Origin of the sequence: Bifidobacterium sp. FKU (assembly GCF_026016385.1) — a bacterium.
GTDB lineage: Bacteria > Actinomycetota > Actinomycetes > Actinomycetales > Bifidobacteriaceae > Bifidobacterium > Bifidobacterium infantis.
In genome coordinates, this window is the sequence record NZ_CP092888.1 from 525,663 (window position 1) to 544,324 (window position 18,662).

General features: G+C 51.9%; 16 protein-coding genes. 4 read left to right on the plus strand and 12 right to left on the minus strand.

Features of this window, described 5'->3' with window-relative positions; translation table 11 throughout:
* Nucleotides 1-120 precede the first annotated feature (120 nt).
* Nucleotides 121-582, plus strand: a complete 462-nt coding sequence (locus tag MMB48_RS02425; protein ID WP_230581161.1) for a hypothetical protein — start codon at nucleotides 121-123, stop codon at nucleotides 580-582.
* Between the two features lie 1,187 nt (nucleotides 583-1,769).
* On the opposite strand, the gene MMB48_RS02430 is transcribed toward MMB48_RS02425, so the two are convergent.
* Both MMB48_RS02430 and MMB48_RS02435 read right to left on the minus strand, forming a co-directional pair.
* Complete coding sequence (locus MMB48_RS02430; protein ID WP_032743551.1) at nucleotides 1,770-2,459, minus strand: DUF1648 domain-containing protein; 690 nt, start codon at nucleotides 2,457-2,459, stop codon at nucleotides 1,770-1,772.
* Nucleotides 2,460-2,744, minus strand: a complete 285-nt coding sequence (locus MMB48_RS02435; protein ID WP_159426793.1) for a metalloregulator ArsR/SmtB family transcription factor — start codon at nucleotides 2,742-2,744, stop codon at nucleotides 2,460-2,462.
* Nucleotides 2,745-3,135: 391 nt separating this feature from the next.
* Here MMB48_RS02435 and MMB48_RS02440 point away from each other — a divergent pair, with 391 nt between their 5' ends.
* On the plus strand, nucleotides 3,136-3,576 hold the full coding sequence (locus MMB48_RS02440) for a hypothetical protein (protein ID WP_151497906.1): 441 nt from the start codon (nucleotides 3,136-3,138) through the stop codon (nucleotides 3,574-3,576).
* Between the two features lie 298 nt (nucleotides 3,577-3,874).
* Here MMB48_RS02440 and MMB48_RS02445 read toward each other — a convergent pair whose 3' ends face one another.
* Nucleotides 3,875-4,801: an ATP-binding protein gene (locus MMB48_RS02445; protein WP_080714665.1), complete on the minus strand. Its 927-nt coding sequence runs from the start codon at nucleotides 4,799-4,801 to the stop codon at nucleotides 3,875-3,877.
* Complete coding sequence (locus MMB48_RS02450; RefSeq protein WP_234883713.1) at nucleotides 4,777-5,163, minus strand: helix-turn-helix domain-containing protein; 387 nt, start codon at nucleotides 5,161-5,163, stop codon at nucleotides 4,777-4,779. The genes MMB48_RS02445 and MMB48_RS02450 overlap by 25 nt, the downstream gene beginning before the upstream one ends.
* Before the next feature lie 920 nt (nucleotides 5,164-6,083).
* On the opposite strand from MMB48_RS02450, the gene MMB48_RS02455 reads away from it, so the two are divergent.
* Together MMB48_RS02455 and MMB48_RS02460 are read left to right on the plus strand one after the other, a co-directional pair.
* Nucleotides 6,084-6,329, plus strand: coding sequence for a hypothetical protein (locus MMB48_RS02455; protein ID WP_032743545.1), 246 nt, complete (start codon nucleotides 6,084-6,086; stop codon nucleotides 6,327-6,329).
* A gap of 630 nt (nucleotides 6,330-6,959) precedes the next feature.
* Nucleotides 6,960-8,246, plus strand: coding sequence for a tyrosine-type recombinase/integrase (locus tag MMB48_RS02460; RefSeq protein ID WP_032743543.1), 1,287 nt, complete (start codon nucleotides 6,960-6,962; stop codon nucleotides 8,244-8,246).
* 289 nt (nucleotides 8,247-8,535) lie between these two features.
* Here the strand turns inward: MMB48_RS02460 and MMB48_RS02465 are convergent, their stop codons facing one another.
* The 8 genes from MMB48_RS02465 to MMB48_RS02500 all read right to left on the minus strand — a co-directional run bounded on the left by MMB48_RS02465 (nucleotide 8,536) and on the right by MMB48_RS02500 (nucleotide 18,498).
* On the minus strand, nucleotides 8,536-9,138 hold the full coding sequence (locus MMB48_RS02465; protein WP_230581160.1) for a hypothetical protein: 603 nt from the start codon (nucleotides 9,136-9,138) through the stop codon (nucleotides 8,536-8,538).
* Nucleotides 9,139-9,516: 378 nt separating this feature from the next.
* Nucleotides 9,517-11,328 carry a prolyl oligopeptidase family serine peptidase gene (locus MMB48_RS02470; RefSeq protein WP_080714663.1) on the minus strand — a complete coding sequence of 604 codons (1,812 nt, stop codon included), beginning with the start codon at nucleotides 11,326-11,328 and terminating at the stop codon, nucleotides 9,517-9,519.
* A 73-nt stretch (nucleotides 11,329-11,401) separates the two neighbouring features.
* A complete protein-coding gene (locus MMB48_RS02475; protein WP_256756184.1) occupies nucleotides 11,402-11,524 on the minus strand; it encodes a hypothetical protein in 123 nt (40 codons plus the stop codon).
* Entirely contained in the window at nucleotides 11,521-14,178 is a 2,658-nt protein-coding gene (lanKC, locus tag MMB48_RS02480; protein WP_080684900.1) for a class III lanthionine synthetase LanKC, read from the minus strand. Before lanKC ends, MMB48_RS02475 begins: the two co-directional genes overlap by 4 nt.
* A gap of 62 nt (nucleotides 14,179-14,240) precedes the next feature.
* Nucleotides 14,241-14,984, minus strand: coding sequence for a response regulator transcription factor (locus MMB48_RS02485; protein WP_012576883.1), 744 nt, complete (start codon nucleotides 14,982-14,984; stop codon nucleotides 14,241-14,243).
* Nucleotides 14,959-16,320, minus strand: a complete 1,362-nt coding sequence (locus tag MMB48_RS02490) for a sensor histidine kinase (RefSeq protein ID WP_014484603.1) — start codon at nucleotides 16,318-16,320, stop codon at nucleotides 14,959-14,961. Before MMB48_RS02490 ends, MMB48_RS02485 begins: the two co-directional genes overlap by 26 nt.
* Nucleotides 16,321-16,345: 25 nt before the next feature.
* A complete protein-coding gene (locus MMB48_RS02495; protein ID WP_032743540.1) occupies nucleotides 16,346-17,782 on the minus strand; it encodes an FtsX-like permease family protein in 1,437 nt (478 codons plus the stop codon).
* Nucleotides 17,782-18,498, minus strand: coding sequence for an ABC transporter ATP-binding protein (locus MMB48_RS02500; protein ID WP_014484604.1), 717 nt, complete (start codon nucleotides 18,496-18,498; stop codon nucleotides 17,782-17,784). The genes MMB48_RS02495 and MMB48_RS02500 overlap by 1 nt, the downstream gene beginning before the upstream one ends.
* Nucleotides 18,499-18,662: the final 164 nt, after the last annotated feature.

Consider the following 18,662-nt stretch of genomic DNA (forward strand, 5'->3'; position numbering starts at 1 on the left):
GCTTCTGCGTTCTTATGGGGTAGCTTCGGGTCATGTTGGCCCGAAGTCATTCCCCCGGTGCCGCTCCCCGCCGCCTTCGTTTCGGTCGCTCGTCAACCACCAACCGAAACGGAGGTCAATATGGCTATTATCAATCTGCGGGACTATTATCCGTTTTATACGTCGGATTGCTTTATGGAAGTATCGGATGAAGTTGCTGAAATGTTCAAAGAATTTGACCGCAAGGAGGCTGACTACCGGCTGTGTACATACCGCCATAAAGCCTACTATTCACTTGATCGGGATGATGGGCTGGAGCATGAGGCTGTGCATAAACCAGCTCGTATTTCGTTAACTCTGATAAAATATGAGTGTATGGTATACATTGAGCCGTTCTACGGTGGTTACTATGTCTGGCGGTTGACAGCGAAGTCGAAGCAAGCGGTGTGCTACGTATTCATAGAACAAAAGGTGGGATGTGCTTCGCAGTTAGATGGCGAGACAATACCGTCGGCATATCGTCGGCTGGTGCCGAGTAATCGTGGAGATGTATATGTATATAGTTGGCATCTCAACTGTACAATGTGGGATGTCGTCAACTAACTATTGTAGGGGGCGAGTGGTTGTCCTCGTAGACATTGGGTGGCAGGCTGAAGAAGGTACATGTTGATATCGACGGGTGACGTGTTCTTTGGGAAGCGAGTGCTCGTATGCGATCGTAGATGGTCTTGTTTCATGTGCTCTTGGGGTGGACGAGTGGAGTACGCGGCGTGTTCGTCGATGTACGCGGCCATCAGGGCCGTGTCGGGTCGGGCCTCGCCGCGAAGGAAGCCGACGCCGTCGTCAGTATCTCGTTCGCCCGACGAATACGACGTCCTTGACTCCGACGGCAGCCTCACGGCCTTCGCCCTGAACTCGGTCGTGTATCTCGTGCCCCTTGCCATGGTTCCATCATCCCCCATCAAGTTAGAGGAAATACGGAACAAAATCAGTTCATATCACCGTAAAAGAAGCTCCAAAAAGTTCGCGATTCATTGAGTGATCTTTTCGTAATTGGTTACAACCAATGTTGCGTGTAGGTCAGAAGCCCGATGAATGCTCCGAGTCCGAGACCTAGCAAAAGCCATGCATTGCTATTCCATATAGAGCGATTCTCGTTTCTGGGTTGGCGCGGTACTAAGTTGTCATTTTTCTTCAACACTGATTCCTCCTTGCTGTCAGTATGTTGTTTCTTTGAAGGTTGACGGGTAGCAGGCTGCGGACGTTTTCTTGGAGGCTGGACGAAAGGATTATCGTATGTCCGGTCCCGAGGAACGAGAGCGTGCGGTGGACTTGTACTACATTTCAGACGTTTGATTGCATTATATAGCACGGTCGCCGGCTGATGCAAGTTCTTGTTTCCCTGACGTTGAATGCCTGCGTTTCATGCCCAACGAAGTATATCCTAGAATTGCGAACAACACATTTGGATCTTCTCCCTGTCTCTAAGAGTGGCAGAGGACACTTGACACCCGTTGCTGTAATACAGCTGACGGCAACTTCATCGAGAGACCTACGACTATGATTCGTGCCAAAACATCTATGCACAAACCACCGTCAATACGTCTGAGAGGTGCAGCCAAAGCGCCGCTCAGAAGCATGGGATATCGACACCCCCAAGGCATGCAGAAGTCCCATGCTTCTGATTCTCAAGTAAGAGCGTCAGCAGGAACGACAAATCGGTTATCCTAACCTCGCCGACATTCGTCGGTTCAGAATCATGTTCATGTGCAGATACGGTGAGGCGAAACTCAGTCATCGTGCATGGTTCGTAATGCAACAAGCCACAATATCATTATCAGGATGAATGACAATACATAGCAGAGAAAAGCTATGATTCCGCAGTATTGGAGAGGAACAATGAATGACAGAACAATGCAGATAATACCGAAAAAGAGTGCAGAAAACCCTGCTGATTGTGAAACGAACGATTCCGCTTTTGCTTGAGACCGCAGTTTGGGGAAGTGCAGGCCAAACCAGCTAGGTATTGATAGAAGGGGCGCGATATTGCCAAAGATGATTAATATGACTCCGGCTCCGGAGGAAATAATTCGATTCATGCTGACTGGATTTGCATGAACTGTTCCGAAAAAAATTATTAATAACACATCGACAATGATTTCCATAAGGATAAAAGACAAATATGCGGAGAATACTCCTTTGCTCCACCCTTTTTTACTGACATGTACAGTTTTTTTATTGTTACTAAGGAAGCTAAGTCGAAGTGCTGTCACAATAGATATAAATAGAACAGCTATTATGACAGCGACAATTATCAGCTCCCACTTAGACCCCCACCGGTCTATCTTCCCGTCAAAACCAATATGAACAGGAACAACTGCGGGTATCGACGACCAAGATATGGCGAGAGTCACTAGGGGTACGAGTGCTAGCAAGTATGATATTATGGATACAATTGATGTTAATACGTTTTTTTTCATCTATTCTTTCTTTTCACTAAAATCGTGAGACTGAGTCCCGTCATTTTTTGACAAATTCACGAAATAAACAATTAGTTCGTCAATTGCAGTGAGGTTAAGCCGATAAATCAATCGATTCCCCTGACGCATTCGGCAAATCAAACCAGAATCATATAAATAACTCAGATGGTATGATACTGCGGAAGGCTTCATTTGCAGCATCGAAGAAATCTCACCGGCTGACATACTTCGTTCCCTGAGCAACTCAAGGATTTCGCGTCGGGTCGGGTCGCTTAGAGCAGACAATATTTCGCTGATGATGGGAGGTTCTCCTCTCCGAATAACGGTCTTTCATATTTAAGGTATAATCCAAGGTGCTTGGTAATTAGTGTCTGAGGATCGCGTCTGGGTTGTTCCGACTTGGCAGATGAAGTCTTCGACTCCCTTTGACAGAAGATACGAATGTGGATCCTCAGAGAAGGCCCTACGCTCATTTTCTGAGGATTCCGCAGCAAGGAGGGCATTGCGGAGCTTGGTCATGTTCACGTCCCGGCTTGCATAGGCTTCTTCGTCGACGCTCATCATTCCATTTCTTCCCTCAATGGATCTTTAGGATCCATCGAATCGTCTGGTTATATTTCAATTAAATTTGAAATACGATTGTATCGTACCACAGGTGTGATGTCTTGGGGCATAGTTGACGGGTCTCCTGAGGCATGCTTTACATCTGTCGTGGGGCATCGTTGACATCGTTCGCCGGCTTGCGGTATCGATGTTCGCGGGTGGCGTCGAGCGTCTGGCCGGCGAGGATCTCGCCGGTCTCCGGGTCGGCGGCGATGGCCTTGTCGCGCGGGTGCTCGCCGCGTTGCGCTCAGGACGTGGTCTGATTGTCGCCGGCCGTGCCGGACCGCCGCCGTGCATCCATGACGCCGCAACGGCCGCCAACCCCATCGTTGTCAACCATGCCCCGAAACACCTGTCAGCCATGCCCAGGACATGCGTCAACCATCCACTCGAACTAGACACTCATTCAAGAAAAGAACATCATTCAATTCGGTATCCGGGGGGCAAGTACGTGCTGATAGTGTTCGATATCTCTACTCGGCTGAGCGCGCAACTGTATCTATGCAGGAATTGATTGACAATGATTTCGATATTCATTCCTATATAATCGTGGACAATATCCCAGGATGATTTGAGTTCTTCAAAACGTCGCAGCAAGCTCGCCATGCCTATGCTCACGGCAAGAGTGTTCAGCATCTTGGAGTAAGAGTCCATCGCTCCCATCGGTTCCCCTTTTCATGTTTTCTTTTGGCCTCGTTTCGAGTTAAGACAGGTGCTGCATACCATCAAAGTCGTTCGATGCTTGTATGCATGCCTCCGCTGTGACTTTGCGCGGTGCGGAGTAATGCGGAGTAATGCGGAGTAATGCGGAGCTACTTGGATGTGTAGTGCTGTTGCGGATCCCTCCGGCTGGTGCCATGCCACGTAAGCAGGCCTCGTTCGGCCAAGGCGGCGAGTGTCTTGGATGCGGTCCTCAGCCCAATGCCGGCCTCCTGAGCCAAAATCCGCGTGCTTACCTTGCCGTCACGCGCAGCGATGTCCAGCGCCGTGCGCTCCACCGGGGTAAGCTCCTGACCATTCACCACAAGGCCGTGATCATCCGTTTTGTTCCTGGCCATATTCGGAACCTCGTCGGCTGCGGCCACGTAGGGCACGCGCCGGGCGATGTCGTTGCGCAACACGAGCTTGACGACCATGCCGTTGGGCTCGCTGAACTCCGGCGCCGGCAGACCCAGTTCGTCCATTTCCTCGTACATGCGGTGCACGCCCTCGTTGAGCTCGCGCACCATTTCGAACGAGGTGAGCACATGGCAGATCTTCGGATTGCGTGCGAACCGGGTGGTGCGCATGTTCTCCAAAGTCACCCTATTGGGCAGCGTACCCGGACTGGTAATCTCCAATCGGTTGTCGAAGATCATCACACGCGTATAGTCACCCTGCAACGAGTAATCGCGGTGCGCCACCGCATTGACCAATCCCTCGAACCACGCGAAACGCGGATATTCGGGCACCGTTTTGAACCTCACGTTGTCATCAAGCACCTGGAAGTCGCGCAGCAGCGCTTCGATCAGCGCTCCGGCTTTCTCGACCACGCTGACCAATGGGCCGGAGAACTCCACGTCTTTGGTGATGTTCAGATTGCGCCCGGTGCGCAGCTCGGTGCCATCCACGCGCAGCACACGTACCCACGCCGAAGGCAGGAACCGCATCGGATCGGCGGCGAACAGAATCACACCGGCGTCCGTCAACCGGCCATCGCGCAGGAAATCACGGGCTACAAGTAAACGTTCGTCGTCCATGTGCTCCGCGCCGATGACCCGCTTATACCGCGCCAGAAACTCACGGTCCACATCGTCGATGCCCGCGCAGCCGCGAGCCAGCTCGTCCTCGAACCACAGCTGGCCCTTGTCGTACTCCAAGGCGCGCACAGTGTGATCGGCAGTTGCTCGAAGGATTCGATCGGCTTGGCATTCTCGCGTCTGAATCCCGTGATCGTGCCATCGTCCTCGATGCCGATGACCAGCTGGCCGCCCGAGGCGTTGGCGAACGCAATGACATGCCGAACCGCATCCTCCGGCTTGATCCGGGCGCTCTTACGGTCGAAATACTGCCCTTCCGGCATATGAGAGAATTGGGTGACCTCATCCAGTTGAACCATCATGCTGTCTCCTCTTGCTCTGTTGATTTCTGAGACCAGCCTACAGGCAAGCAAACCTGATGAAGCACGCTAAAGAAGTTACCAATTCTGATAGTAAGTGACGGCTGTGCGAATTAAGCGTATGCCAGCAGTTGCTCCTTAAATAAAGAAACGTTGGAATACCAATGATTTGTCCGATGACGTTCCTTAAACGAACCTGCAACCTAAATGGCCTTTCGCTGTTTGGTGTGGGTGAAGCGGGTTAGGCGGTGACGACGGTCGGGTAGTTTTGGTGGCCTGGATACCACGATGCTGGCCTATAGGAACTTTTGTGGTGCTTATGATCGAGGTCTGGCCTTGTACGAGTGGGCGTGTCGGCATGTCTTTTCCCCGCGTGGAAAATGATGCGCTCCCGGTGGGGGCTGGATGGTGTGAGAACGCCATCCAACAAAGCGAAGAAACGCCCGGTATGCGGGCGTGCGATGAAGAAGAACGGACGGACTGGCAAGGGCACGCAACGGTGGAGATGCCGGGCCCATCTCAGGCGCTCCGGCGGCGACGGCGCGACGAGCGCGCGGGATGAAGCAACACCGCCAGCAGGTGCGCGCGGGCGATCCGCACGCGCAGCGACGGGATTGGTTTCACGGCTCCCGCCGCACGCGGGACGGAAGCGATGGTAGGATTGGTCATTGCGATAACTCTCTTTCAATGGAGGGCGAATCCCGGGACTCTTGTCACTTGAATCGCCCGGAATCCCGCCCAAGGTTGTCGATCAGCCCCGCACCAAGCGCCAACACGGTGCGGAGCGCTTTCGTTTTCCATGTTTTTCCCGGCCCGGTTCGACCAGACCGAACCGGGGAGGCGGTCGTATTGCGCAACCAAGCGCGCCGCCCATAGCATGGTGCGCACAAGCCACCAAGGGCACGCGAGCGAAAGGAACGGACATGACCGGCAACACCACGGCAAGGACACAGGCCGTCGAACTGGGAGAGCACCTGCGTGAGGTCGCCGCATGGAACGTGCGCCTGCACCTGGCCAAGGAAGAACTCGAACAGCAGGCCCTGTGCGAGGCGGCCGGCGTGACCAAGGCCACCATTACCGAGGAGAAGGAGACCGTGACGGCGAGCAAGAGGGAGGCCGTCGATTTGACCAGTCGATTATTACGCATTGCGATTCTTCTTCTTGGATAGGGAAATTTTTATGGAATATATGATTTCCATGAGTATGAGAATTCCCAACAGGATGGAAACCAAAGGGATATATGAGATATAGAAATCTCTCATATCCATATCTGCTTTTGCTGAATAAGCGACATCGCAATATGTCAGCATTACAAAAACGGCAGAGACGATCGAGATAAGTATCGGCAGGACGAAGAAGCGTGCAGGAATCCACTGAAATCGGTGCCGATCAAGATAATGCAGATAATAGATATTGCATCCAATCATCGAACAATAAAGAAGAAGCGTCCACATCGGAGCCAACTCAATGGTGTTTGATATAGCCATTTCTCTCCTTTGAGTCCGTCTTCCTACACGATTAAGGCATATCGGGGTCAGGCAAATAATTTTCTCAATATGCAGTCAGTCTGTGAATAGCTTCAGGGTCAGCCCCAGAAGATGATTCTCAGACTTAAGGCCACGATATAAAGTATCGAATCCTATGCAGTCGAACTCAAGATACCCTGGACGGTTTGTCATCTCAAGATGACAAAAACAAGCAACGGCTCTTTCAGCATATTCACTTACACTGTTCCTTGGTTTCAATCTCCCCACAAGGCGCACGCGGGGTGCGCCTTTTCGTGATCGAGGGAGATCAATATGCCGAAAATCAGGCATTCCCATGGAAACCATCCGCAGAAGCCTCCGCGAAGCAAGTGGGGAACCGTGCTGGCCCGTTATGACAGAACCGGCATGCTAATCGCATGGCAGGTTCGATATCCGAATCCATTAGAACCCGGCAAACGCGTCCAACGCCAGTTCAAGCCGGATCAGGAGCTCGAAGCCCGTAGATGGCTGGAAGCCGAAAAGTATCTTGTCAGCCTCCATCGTAACGGCATCGCCGAATGGGTTCATCCAACGGAACGAAGCCGACGAAAAGCCGTCGAGGAAAAGAGCCGGACACAACGCAATATGTTGTTCCGTGACTATGTGATGCGATGGGCCGAGGAATACCGGCTGCCCGACGGCAATGGTATCGCCGGTGGCACGCGTCGCAATCTTTACCTGGACATTGGCCATTTTTTGCCAAGTCTTGGGGACCTGCCGCTTAACGAGATCACTCCGTCCATTATCAAGGCTTGGTATGATGCGCCTCACCCGGAAGGACGGTGGGCGTTCCGACGCTCATGCATGCGGCTGAAGGCGGTACTGGAATCAGCCACCCGAGGCGGATTGGACGGTTCGGAGCCATTGCTGTCCTTCAATCCCTTCATATTCCATATTCCGCCAGCGCCACAGCCCGCCCGCATCAATGTACCGCCGGTGACTCCTTCCGAATTAATCCTGCTGGCTGACGCCATGCCCGATTACACCAGACTGTCCGTGTTCCTCTCGACGTTAGTGGGTGGTCTGCGATGCGGTGAACTATGCGGTCTTCAGGTGCAAGACATCGATCTGAATAGGCAGATACTTCACGTCCGACGCTCCGTGAATCGCGGTGACGCTGACAGAGGGGATCTCCAATTCGGTAAGACGAAAACGGAATCCAGTATCAGGAACGTACACATCCCGGATACGCTGATTCCTCTTATTCGACAGCACCTTTCTGATTACTGCGATCTGACCCGACCGGATTCGTCTGTGTTCGTGCCCAAGCGTGCAAGAATCATGTCCCAGACAACGCTGGACGGCCAGTTCGCCAAGGCCCGATTGAAAGCAGGGCGCCCTGATCTGACGTTCCAGGCATTACGAGCCAGTCATGCAACATTACTCATGATTCAGGGTGGAACGTTGCGGGAAGTCATGAATCAATTGGGACACGTCAGCGAGAAGGTGGCTATCCGGTACTATCAGCTCACCGTCGCCTCGCATCAGAGCCAAGTGGTTGACAAGCTCGCTGAATCATTTATAAGCGATATGGCTAGTACTCGAAGTCGTGAATCCTAGACCGCATTGATGCACTGTCGCGATGCGTGATACATCTTCGTATAGGAAATGCCGTGAGGGATCTGAATTGGTCCTTCACGGCATATCGGTATCTGACAGATCGAAGTCTCACAATCGCAGCATCAGATGGATTGGAAGCGCAGGTAGTCCGTTAACTCCCGCACCGTATCTTGCAGCCGACGGAGTCCGGAGCCTTGGCTGACCGTGCTCCATTGCGCCGCATACGCCTCCATCCAGATTTCCAGCGCTTCGGCAAGACGCGCCGTATCGTCATGCTGAGATGCGGCACTCAACTGCAAGGAGTCGACGACTCCGGCATCGGAGCAAGTCGGAGACCGACCTGATTCAGAAGTCGCTGTCCCTCGATGGCTATGCGGAGTGCCGCGGCGTTCGCTGTGGCCTGTAGTCCTGTGGCGGCGACGATCGTGGCGATTTGTCGGGCGCAGACCCGAAGAAGATGGCCCGAGGTCTCGTCGAGCGTGATGTGGTGCTTTAGATAGCGGAGCAGCATCAGTCGGGATTCTGCAAGTGACGGTATCTGGCTTTCGTCCTGGAGGGTGCGGATCGCATCGTCCGGCCGTTCGTTTTCTGGTAGCAGTCCCGGAATGGTTTGCAGGATCTCGGTGCTGACTCCGCCTTGTCCGTCATCGAGCTCCAACCAGGTGATCAGCTGGTTCCATTGGAAGCAGGCCGAATGACTTGCGTGAGTGGGGATATCAAGCAGCTCTCCGCTGGCGTCGTGGTATTCGAGTCGGGAGATGCGGTGGAGCATCTCGGTTTCATCCGGGATGTGTTCGGGGTTCCATGTCTCCTGCGTGCCGATGATTATGCCGGGAATGGCCATGTGCAGGTCGTTGACGTGGTCAAGGTCGCCCCAGTCGGTGACCAGCATGCCTTGCGCATGGTATGCGCGCCGTAGCGGGTCATGTGGGTGATGTTGTTCCTGACGTCATCGATGCGCGGCAGGAGTGCGTTTCCAGCATCATACGGTCGGATAGATGATCTGCTTGGCCCGGCAACGGGCAGATTTTCCCGTCGTCAACCCGCGGGCCGAAATGCCAGTCGAGCAGAGTAACGGTTTCGGGAAGCCTGTCGAGAATATCCGGTTTTTTTTTGGGGGGGGGCGTCCCGCATCATCGGCTGTTTACCCGAGCTTTCGAGGTGGCGGCACAGGCAGGTGACGTAGCCGGCGTACATGGTGACGCCGATGCGGTCGATGAATCCGAACGGCTCGTTGGCGGTTATTTATTACAGGTATATGATATATATACTAAATACGTTTAATCCACCTAATTTCATCGTTTTCGTGATTTGAAGCCTTGAAAACGGAATGGGATGCCCCTATTCTTAGCAATAAATCGACGCTTGCTCCAGTTTTTCTCAATTTGTCAATATATTCTCGAATTTGATAGTTGTTAACATTAACATCAAACTCATTTAAGGCAACAAGGGCGGGGGGATAATGTTTACCCTTAATATTTTCTAAGGGAGATAAATGTCGTAAAATCTGCACATCACGTTTGTTATCCGGATTCCCAAATTCCAACATATCCATTCTCCAACGTGGGTTTTTTACATCTTTGATAGCCGTCAGTGGCGAGATGAACGGAGCAGATATATAAATACCAGCAAAGCTCAATGGATTCTCATTTAGAGCGGAGGCGACAACAAATCCGCCCGCGCTTGCTCCCATCCCAATAACTTTGCATTTTGTTCTATGTACTAATCGGTTAATTCCATTTGCAACGTCTAAATAATCATGAATCGAATTAATTGTATTGATTCCCATACCAGCTTGATGCCATTTCTCTCCCTTCTCCCCTCCGCCTCTGACATGAGCATAAGCAAAGTATATTCCATTATCAATTAAGGATTGAATCAGAGGGCTATAGTTGTAATTAAACTTGATTCCATATGATCCATAAACAGCTAGAACTATCTTGTTTTGTGGATTTCTAATTGGTGAAATGATTGTTACAGGTATCTCTGTCTCTCCATCTCTACTTAGGATGTTATATTGTTGAGTTACATGATTTAAGTTGCCTGATGATGAGTAGTCTATAGATGATTCTTCTTTTGAGAAATTGAGATAATGTATTGAGGGTCTGCAAGCCGGACATTCTATGCTGTAAGGAACGGATTGTTTGTTGACTTCAATCGGTCGGACAAACTTTAATAAACTCATATGCTTTTTCATTTGTATGGTGATATTTTTCCATTCCTGATTATGGTTAAAAACTAATGCTTTAATATCCAGAAATCGTATTTGTATTTTTTGATCAAATTTAACCTGAAGTACAATTTTGTTTTCAAGCAAAAAAAGATCCTCGATTTCATCGACCTTAATTTGCTTTCGTAGCCAAGTATCAGTCTTTTTAATACTATCTTCCCCGTTTATAATTATCAAAAACCAATTATTGAATTTGTCAACAAAGTATCCAAAGAAAAACTCACGAGATTCAATTGTTTTATGCATGATTTTATGGACTGATCCTATTCCATTGCATGCATCAATAACTTTTTCAGCTGCGTTGTTTGATGCGAGTCTTATGATTGTAACCTGAGAACCATGATATACAAGTAAATATTTTCTGTCGTCCGTCGCGTGAACAGTAGGCCAAGCCGTGCTGTCAAATGAGGCAACACAACGGTTTTCTTTAATCGAAGTAAGTGACTGTTTGCGTATTTCCGAAATCGCCCCAGATGATTCATCTGTTTTTGCATAGTATATGCATGAATTATCAGATGAAATTATACTTCCCTTTCCTATGTAATTGAGTTTAATGAAATCAATACCTGTCCGCATATTTATGACCCTCAGATTTGAGTAGGGATATTTTCGATCTTGCACTATTATTGCCGCATATTTTGATTTGTTATCTATTTCAATTGACTGCAGAGACTTATAATCATTCTTATTGATTTTAAAGCATTTAGTCCATTTAAACGCTATGTTGGAATCACGGGAAGGAAAAATATCGCTTTCGGACGCTTTCTTTCCTGAACGACAACACCAGACATCATTTCCGTCATTTAACCAAAAGTATAAATATCCCTTGATTCGTCCTATTGCTTTAAACATTTCAAGCGCTCCTATTGGTGTAAATGAGGGGGTGACCCTAACGAGTCACCCCCTCATTTTTAACCTTTATGAATCAGCAGAAGAAACCGCTGGTGCTGCTCGGGCGACCGAAGCAGAACGAGTAGCTGTAGCCACTGTCATGCACCGCGTCGTCATTCACTTCCTCGATCGACTGCATGTCGATGATTTTATTCATTGTTGTTCCTTTCTACTATTTTGTTCCGCGGACCTTCCGCAGAACAAATCTTTTGCATTTGGGAGCGGGAATAAATCCCAAAGATTATGGGTAAGGACATTTAATGCTGTTAGTATCCCTGCTGATCCGGTTGAATAATCGCTTGAGAGGCGCAAGTATGAATCTCCCGGGAATTGTAGCGTATTTTCCCAAGACAAACTATAGTCGTTTAATTCATCTAAAAGTCTATTATTTGTTTGTGTTGTTTGCGGTGACCATGTTGAGGCAAAATGGTTTGCAACTAATATCCCAGCAATCCCATTGTTTAGTCCGGAAAAAGCATATTGAGATGATGAACATGCCGCAATGAGTGAGTCCCATTCTTTATGGAAAAGAGAATCATCATGTAGTGCAATTCGTGCAATGGAAATTGCCACTATTAGGCCGGCAGAACCATCTGCAAGGTAAGGAAGAGACCTATTGTGCTTATCCTTAATTCCTCGCATTCCATTTGGCTCAATAACGGTATTGTCTAAATCTCTGCATATGCAATTAAGCGCACGCCGAATATAAGCTGGGTTATGTTCGATGTCAATACGACTTAGAGCTAACCAAAACAGTGCGATACCACTCCATCCATGCAGGAGGCCACCTTGTTTTATGCTTGCGATTTGATTGGATTCCATCCATTGCGCTATACGATGTCCAAGTGCAATAGCCTCATGGAAATACCTCTTATCGTCTGTAGCCATTCCGTATGATATCAGGGCTAATCCTTGACCGGCTAGTCCGCCATTAAGGTCAAGATTTCGTGTCTCTTTCCAATGTTCATATGTGCTAAATAATAGTTCGTGAGCAGTTTCTAATTCTCCCAACTCAAAAGCGACTAATCCTATGCCGGATAGCCCTGTATATAATCCAAAGTCCGATTGATTGCTTTGCGCGAAACCGTGGATCATGTCTTTCATCCATTGGACGTCATCCGAATTGATAATTGAGTTGGCCCTATGCAGGCTCATTAGGATTCCCGCCGCGCCGGAGCTTACGTTACTTGCACCCCAAATGGAGCCCCGTGTTACATCACCAGGATATAGTTTTCCTGGCAATTTATGACGGGTATGAAAAATGCCATTAATAATTTCAGTTTTAACTAATGACAAGGAATCAGGGTGTGATAACAGATTAAAGGAAAAACGTGGTGTAAACTGTGTAAGATGTGCATCTGGAGTTAATGGAACATCTGAAACTCCAGATGCACATGGGCAACGTGATTCAACATCCTTTAACAGATTTATATATTCCATGCCAAATTTTTTCGAAATATTATTCTTAACTCTGATCCAATGATCTGGGCTAAGCATGCAAATCGAGGTATTTGCATAGCATAGACATGCGAGTACCCTTGAAACAGCAAACCAATCTGCTTCTTGAGCGGAGCAACCCAATGGGGGATGGAATCCCATAGCATTATGTGCTGATATTTCCTTGGAGTCCAAGGTGCGTCCATCCTCAAAATCTATAAAGTGTATAGACATTGTTTTAGGATTAATCATTATGTTTCCTAAATGAATATCCCCGTGAACATAGCCTGTGCGATGAATAATTTTTACAGCATTGATAATCGATGTTGCGATTGTATTGATATCACTTCTATATTGCATCAACTGATTAGTATGATCATTTTCACATTGATAGGGATAGTTTTCCGACAACCAATGGTTCAGTGTGATTTCATTAAGCCATTCCATTTCAATGTAGCCATGTTCCCAAGCGTTAAACCTTCGATATGGTTTTGGTGCAATGCCGGTATTTTTAAGAAGATTGAGCATCTTCCATTCTATGGATAGTCTCTCAATGGCATCGCGTTGGCGTGCGTCTAGACCGGCATATGGTCTCGCTTCCTTTAAAAGGGCAATCTCATTCTTTTTATTGGTTGCACGATATACCCCACCGGAATTCGAGAAATGTACAGCTTTAATCTCATAGTTATCTAAATCGGTGGGAATATTTTTCATATATTCATTCAGAGATATTTCTACACACTTTGGCTTGTCGATTCCCTCTGCTGGATGTATAAAATGTGGAAGCCTCTTATCGGCGACCAGTATTCCAGATTGGTCTGGGATCATAGAAATATAATCGTTATTTTCATCCTCGCGACGCAGGTCAATGAATCCTCCGTATCGAAAGAAGATTGGACTTTGCTTGTATCTAATGTCACTAAGAATATAAGGGCCTTTTTCATCTTTGATGAGGGGATATAAATCACCGACTATTTTTTCAAGTTCATCATTTGTTGATGGATATATGGTGATGAATTTCCCACTACCTGAACGATTTGCTGCCTTCCCGTTGCAGTTGAGAAAATCTCTATGTGAACTTTGAAATTTGAATGTTGTATTATATTTACAGCAAATTTGTATTACTTCTGCAAGAATCTTTTCTGCGTTCTCTTTTGTTGCGCTTAAATGAATCTTCCATCCGTTGACTCGCATTTTTCCATTCGGAGAGCTTACATACGTCCACGGTTCTCTTCTTGTTACATACCAAGTATCGGGAATAAGAGATTCCGCAATCCAATGGTCACGCTTCATGGATGGAAGCATAGAAGCGTGATCTACAAAAAATGGAGATTGTTTCGTAATTGATTCGAGGTAATCTTCTTCACCAATCATATTTTTCCTTTTTTCTTGTATGCTTTAATAATTTTTCATTGTTGTATCCTTACTTATTGATTTCAATGTGTTTGGAGCGGATTGTCAGCTGAAGATGACACATATCTTCGTGTTCTTACCATTGACATTGCTTGCTGTGATGCGTGGGACTTGAGCCAGCTGACGGCGATTTGCGTGCGGTCATGCAGTTGCAAGGTGAAGAGGATTCGACTGATGGTTCGTCGTATCGTCGCGGGCTCCAGTACCAGTTTGCGGGCGATTTCCTCGTTGGTCATGCCTTCCGCGATCAGTGTGCATATCTCGCGTTGGCGCGGCGGCAGGGCTGCGAACGAATCCCGCAGCTTCTGTTGTTCGCGGCCTGCTGTGGGTCTGGGCATGCCGTGTTCGAGAATCTGCCGGGTGATGCGTGGCGTGACCACGGCGTCTCCGTTCGCCACCGCATGAATCGCATCCTTGACGGCTGCAGCACTGGCGTCTTTGAGCAGGAATCCGCTGGCTCCCGCATCCAGTCCACCGTATGCGTAGTCGTCCTCGTCGTACGTGGTGAGGATCAGCACGTGAATGGCGGGCCATCGGCGGGTGATTTCACGGGTGGCGGTGATGCCGTCCATCACGGGCATGCGCACGTCCATGAGCACCACGTCCGGCAGCGGGCCTCCTGCCGATTCCAGTCGCTCGATTTCAGCGATAGCCTGTCGGCCATCGCCCGCCTGAGCGACGATCGCGATGTCACTCGCCTTGCCAAGCATGAGTTTGTAGCCGAGCCTCGCGTATTGCAGGTCATCGACCAGCATGATGTTCGTCATCCCACGTCACGCCTTTCTCTTGTCGGACGGACGTCAGCATCGCGGTCACCCGCCAGACACCGGTTTCCGCCCTGTCCGGCCCGTAGCAGAGGAACCCTTCGGTTCGGGCGATGGCGTCCGCGATTCGCGCCAGACCGGTGCCGATGGCACCATCGGAAGGCTTGGGGAGGTTCGTTGATCCGTCGTTGGTGATGGTCGCGATCAGGCTCCCATCCGCCGCGTGATCCCATGTGACGTTCAGATGCGCGAGGCCGGGCGCATGGCGCACCGCGTTGGTGACGGCCTCACGGGTCACCCGGAAGCACAGATCCGCCTGGTCGGGGTCCTCGCTGCGTCGGCCGGTCTCGGTGAATGTGGCGATCACGCCGGAAGCCCGTACGTGTGCGAGCACCGGTCGGATGTCATCCCACATGTATCGCTGCGCCGACTCTTCGATCGCGGTGTCATTCATCTCGTGCGACTGCGTACCGCCTGTGGTCGGCGGAATACCGGGCAGGTTCGCATCGGTGGCGGTCAAGGCCCGCAGGGCGTGCCGGGTGTCCTGCAGGCCGCTTTTGGCGATGTCGCGGATCGCGTCGATGGCCTGTGCGACCTCTGGATCCACATCTTGTCCTTCCACCTGTTCGGCCAGTCCTTGGGCCAATGCGATGATGCTGGTCAGATCGTGGCCGACGCTGTCGTGCATCTCGCCGACGATGCTGCCGCGCCGAACGGCCGCATCCCGCTGTTGGGCGAGCAAGTCCGCGCGCAGACGCTCGTCGCGTTCGCGTTGGAGCGCCAGGGAGGATAGGCGCCGGTTGCGGACCGCATAACCCAGCACGCCGATGACCACTATCGGAAGCATGGCGGGCAGTATGTCAAGCCAGATCGACCATCCGGCCTGCCGCCAGCCGTCTCCGGCGAACGCCTGACTGCCCAGCACCATGCAGGAGGCAAGTCCGAAGCACAGGATCCGCAAATCACTGGAGACGGTCATGATCAACGCCCAATAGGCAATCATCGGCATGATCGGAGCCCATTCACCCACGCCGGCGAGATCCAGCAGCAACGCCAGAGCAAGCTCTCCGCCCATCACCCATTCGGGTCTCACGTACCGCCATGCCAGCGCGACGCCGCCGGCAAAAACGGCGGCCAGCATCAGCATAAACACGCTTGGCGTGTGCGTGGCCCAATACGAGTGATACGACGGGACGGCATCGCGCCTGGTGACCCATAGCATGCGCAGCATGAACAGCGTGGCCACGACCGGCAATCCATAGACCGGCAGGCCGCCCGGTTTCCTCAATCCCAGCGGAGCATCGCCCGTATCCCATATCCTCGACTCACAATCAGACATACTCGCATGCATATCCGCTTGGTGCTTATTCTCCTGCCGCACGAGCGATGACGACCGTCGGCGATGTGCGAATGCCACGTTGCGCGGTGAGCCACGAACCAAGCATCGCCATGGCGGCAAGCAAGAGCACGACCACGAGCCACAGGAGCCACGGCATGCCGAATACCAGCACGTCAAACGACAACCAGATGCCGATGGAGAACGAGACGGATACGAGCAGACTGGGAACGAACGCGATCAGGGACGAGGTGACGACAATCATAAGCCCATCCAAGGCGGCGATGGCGTTGAGCTGGCCTTGGGTTCCACCGCTGACGGCTACTAGCGCGAGGTCAAGCTCCCGTCCACGCTGGGCGATCAGATAGCCCGAGCACACCGCCGCCAGCACCAGGACCAGCGATGTGCCGATCAATGCCAGGATACGGGCGAAACCGGGCACCTCCACCGTCGGCGTCCCCGCGGGAAGCAGCCGCGTCCACGCGGTGATGGTCGAGGTGAGCGACTCATATGACATGAGCAGCGTCAATCCGGCGGCCATGGGAATGATGGTGGACGAGGACGCGCACACCCTGGCCCGAGCCTGCTGGCATGCGATGCGCCACGCCGGCCAGGGAAGACGCACCACCGCCGTCCACATGCGCACCGTCGCCGACAGCACGGCCGGACCGGCAAGGCAGACGGACACGGTGAACAGCAGCATCGCGATCATGTTGCCGTACGCCAGCGGCGACATGGACGAAAACGTGACCTGCACCGACATCCGCGCCATCGATGTCTTCCGCACGTTCAGCAGACCGACCGCCAGCGAGACCAACGCCCCGGCGAACATGATCCAGGCAAGAACAAGACGGGGAACACCGACCGTTTTCGGAGGGTTCGCCGCCTCGCGCAACGCCTCGACCGGCGATATGCCGCCGACCACGCGCACCGTCAACAGCGAGCCGACCAAGGCCATCGCGAATCCGAAGACGATACCGCAACTCCACGCCCGCAGCATGCCCGTCACATCCTGCGGCAGAAACGGCAACCCGTTCGCCTCCAACTGCCGGGTCGCGAACGGATAGAGCCCCCGTGCCAGCGCCGGCGAGACGATAAGCGAGACGAGCGTGGCGGCGACATCCAACAGCAGCACCTGCGCGCAGACGCGCGACGTCAACTGTCCGGGCGTGGCACCCTGCAATGCGATCAAGGCGAGGGCGCGGCGGCGCTGACGGATGGCCGAGGAGACCACCAAAAGCACCATGAGCATGCCCACGACGATCATCGGCACCAGAGGAGGGCCGCTCAGCTCCATCGAGAACATCACCGCCCTGCCATGCAACCCCGGAACCGCCATGGCCATCCTCGCGTTCGACAACATGACCATCACCATGCCCGACACGCACTGCACCACTGCCAGCAGCAGCAATACCGCGCCCCACACGACAGGCGCATCCCTGAAATCACGCAACAGGCCACGCATCAAATCGCCTCCCGCCCATCAAGACCGGACGAATCGGAACCGACCTCGGCCAACACACCGTCACGCATCCGCGCGACGCGATCGCAGCGGACCGCGACCTCGGGACTGTGCGTGACCATGACCACCGCATGACCAGGACGATCCGCGAACGCGCGCAGCTCATCGACCACACGCCCGCCGGACTCGGTGTCCAACGCGCCGGTCGGCTCGTCGGCGAACACGATCTCGGGATCGGCGACGAGCACACGGGCCAACGCCACACGCTGCTGCTCCCCGCCCGACAGCAACGTCACGTTTTGCCTGCGCAACCCGAGAATCCCCAGACGGTCAAGCAGCCCGGCCGCGCGATCCCACGGATATTTCGCACCGCGCAGCGTGAACGGAAGCCTGAGGTTGTCCTCCACGCTCATCGAAGGCACCAGATTATACGACTGGAACACAAACCCCAGATGATCACGCCGGAACCGCGCCGACTGGGCACGGCTCATACGGGTCACCTCCTGTCCCAGCACCCGTACAGAGCCATCGGAGACGGACTCCAACCCCGCCAGACAATACATGAGCGTGGACTTGCCTGAACCAGACGGTCCCACGATCCCCGTCATCTGACCCCAACCGGCTGTGAAATCCACATGCCTCAGCACCGGCACCGTCTCACCCCTACGCAGCTCGAAACTCTTCGACAGCCCCGCGGCCGCGACCGGAGCCGACGCCATTGCATCGCTCCCCGTTCCCCTCAAATGTCGAACCATTATCCACCTTCCTCACCTGCGTATTGGACTTCGATACCCCCACTATCCATCGAAGAGACAATGAGCAGCAAGAAGACGTGCGAAAATGTCATCTAGAGATGACACCCTCAATAGGGGAAAATAATGCC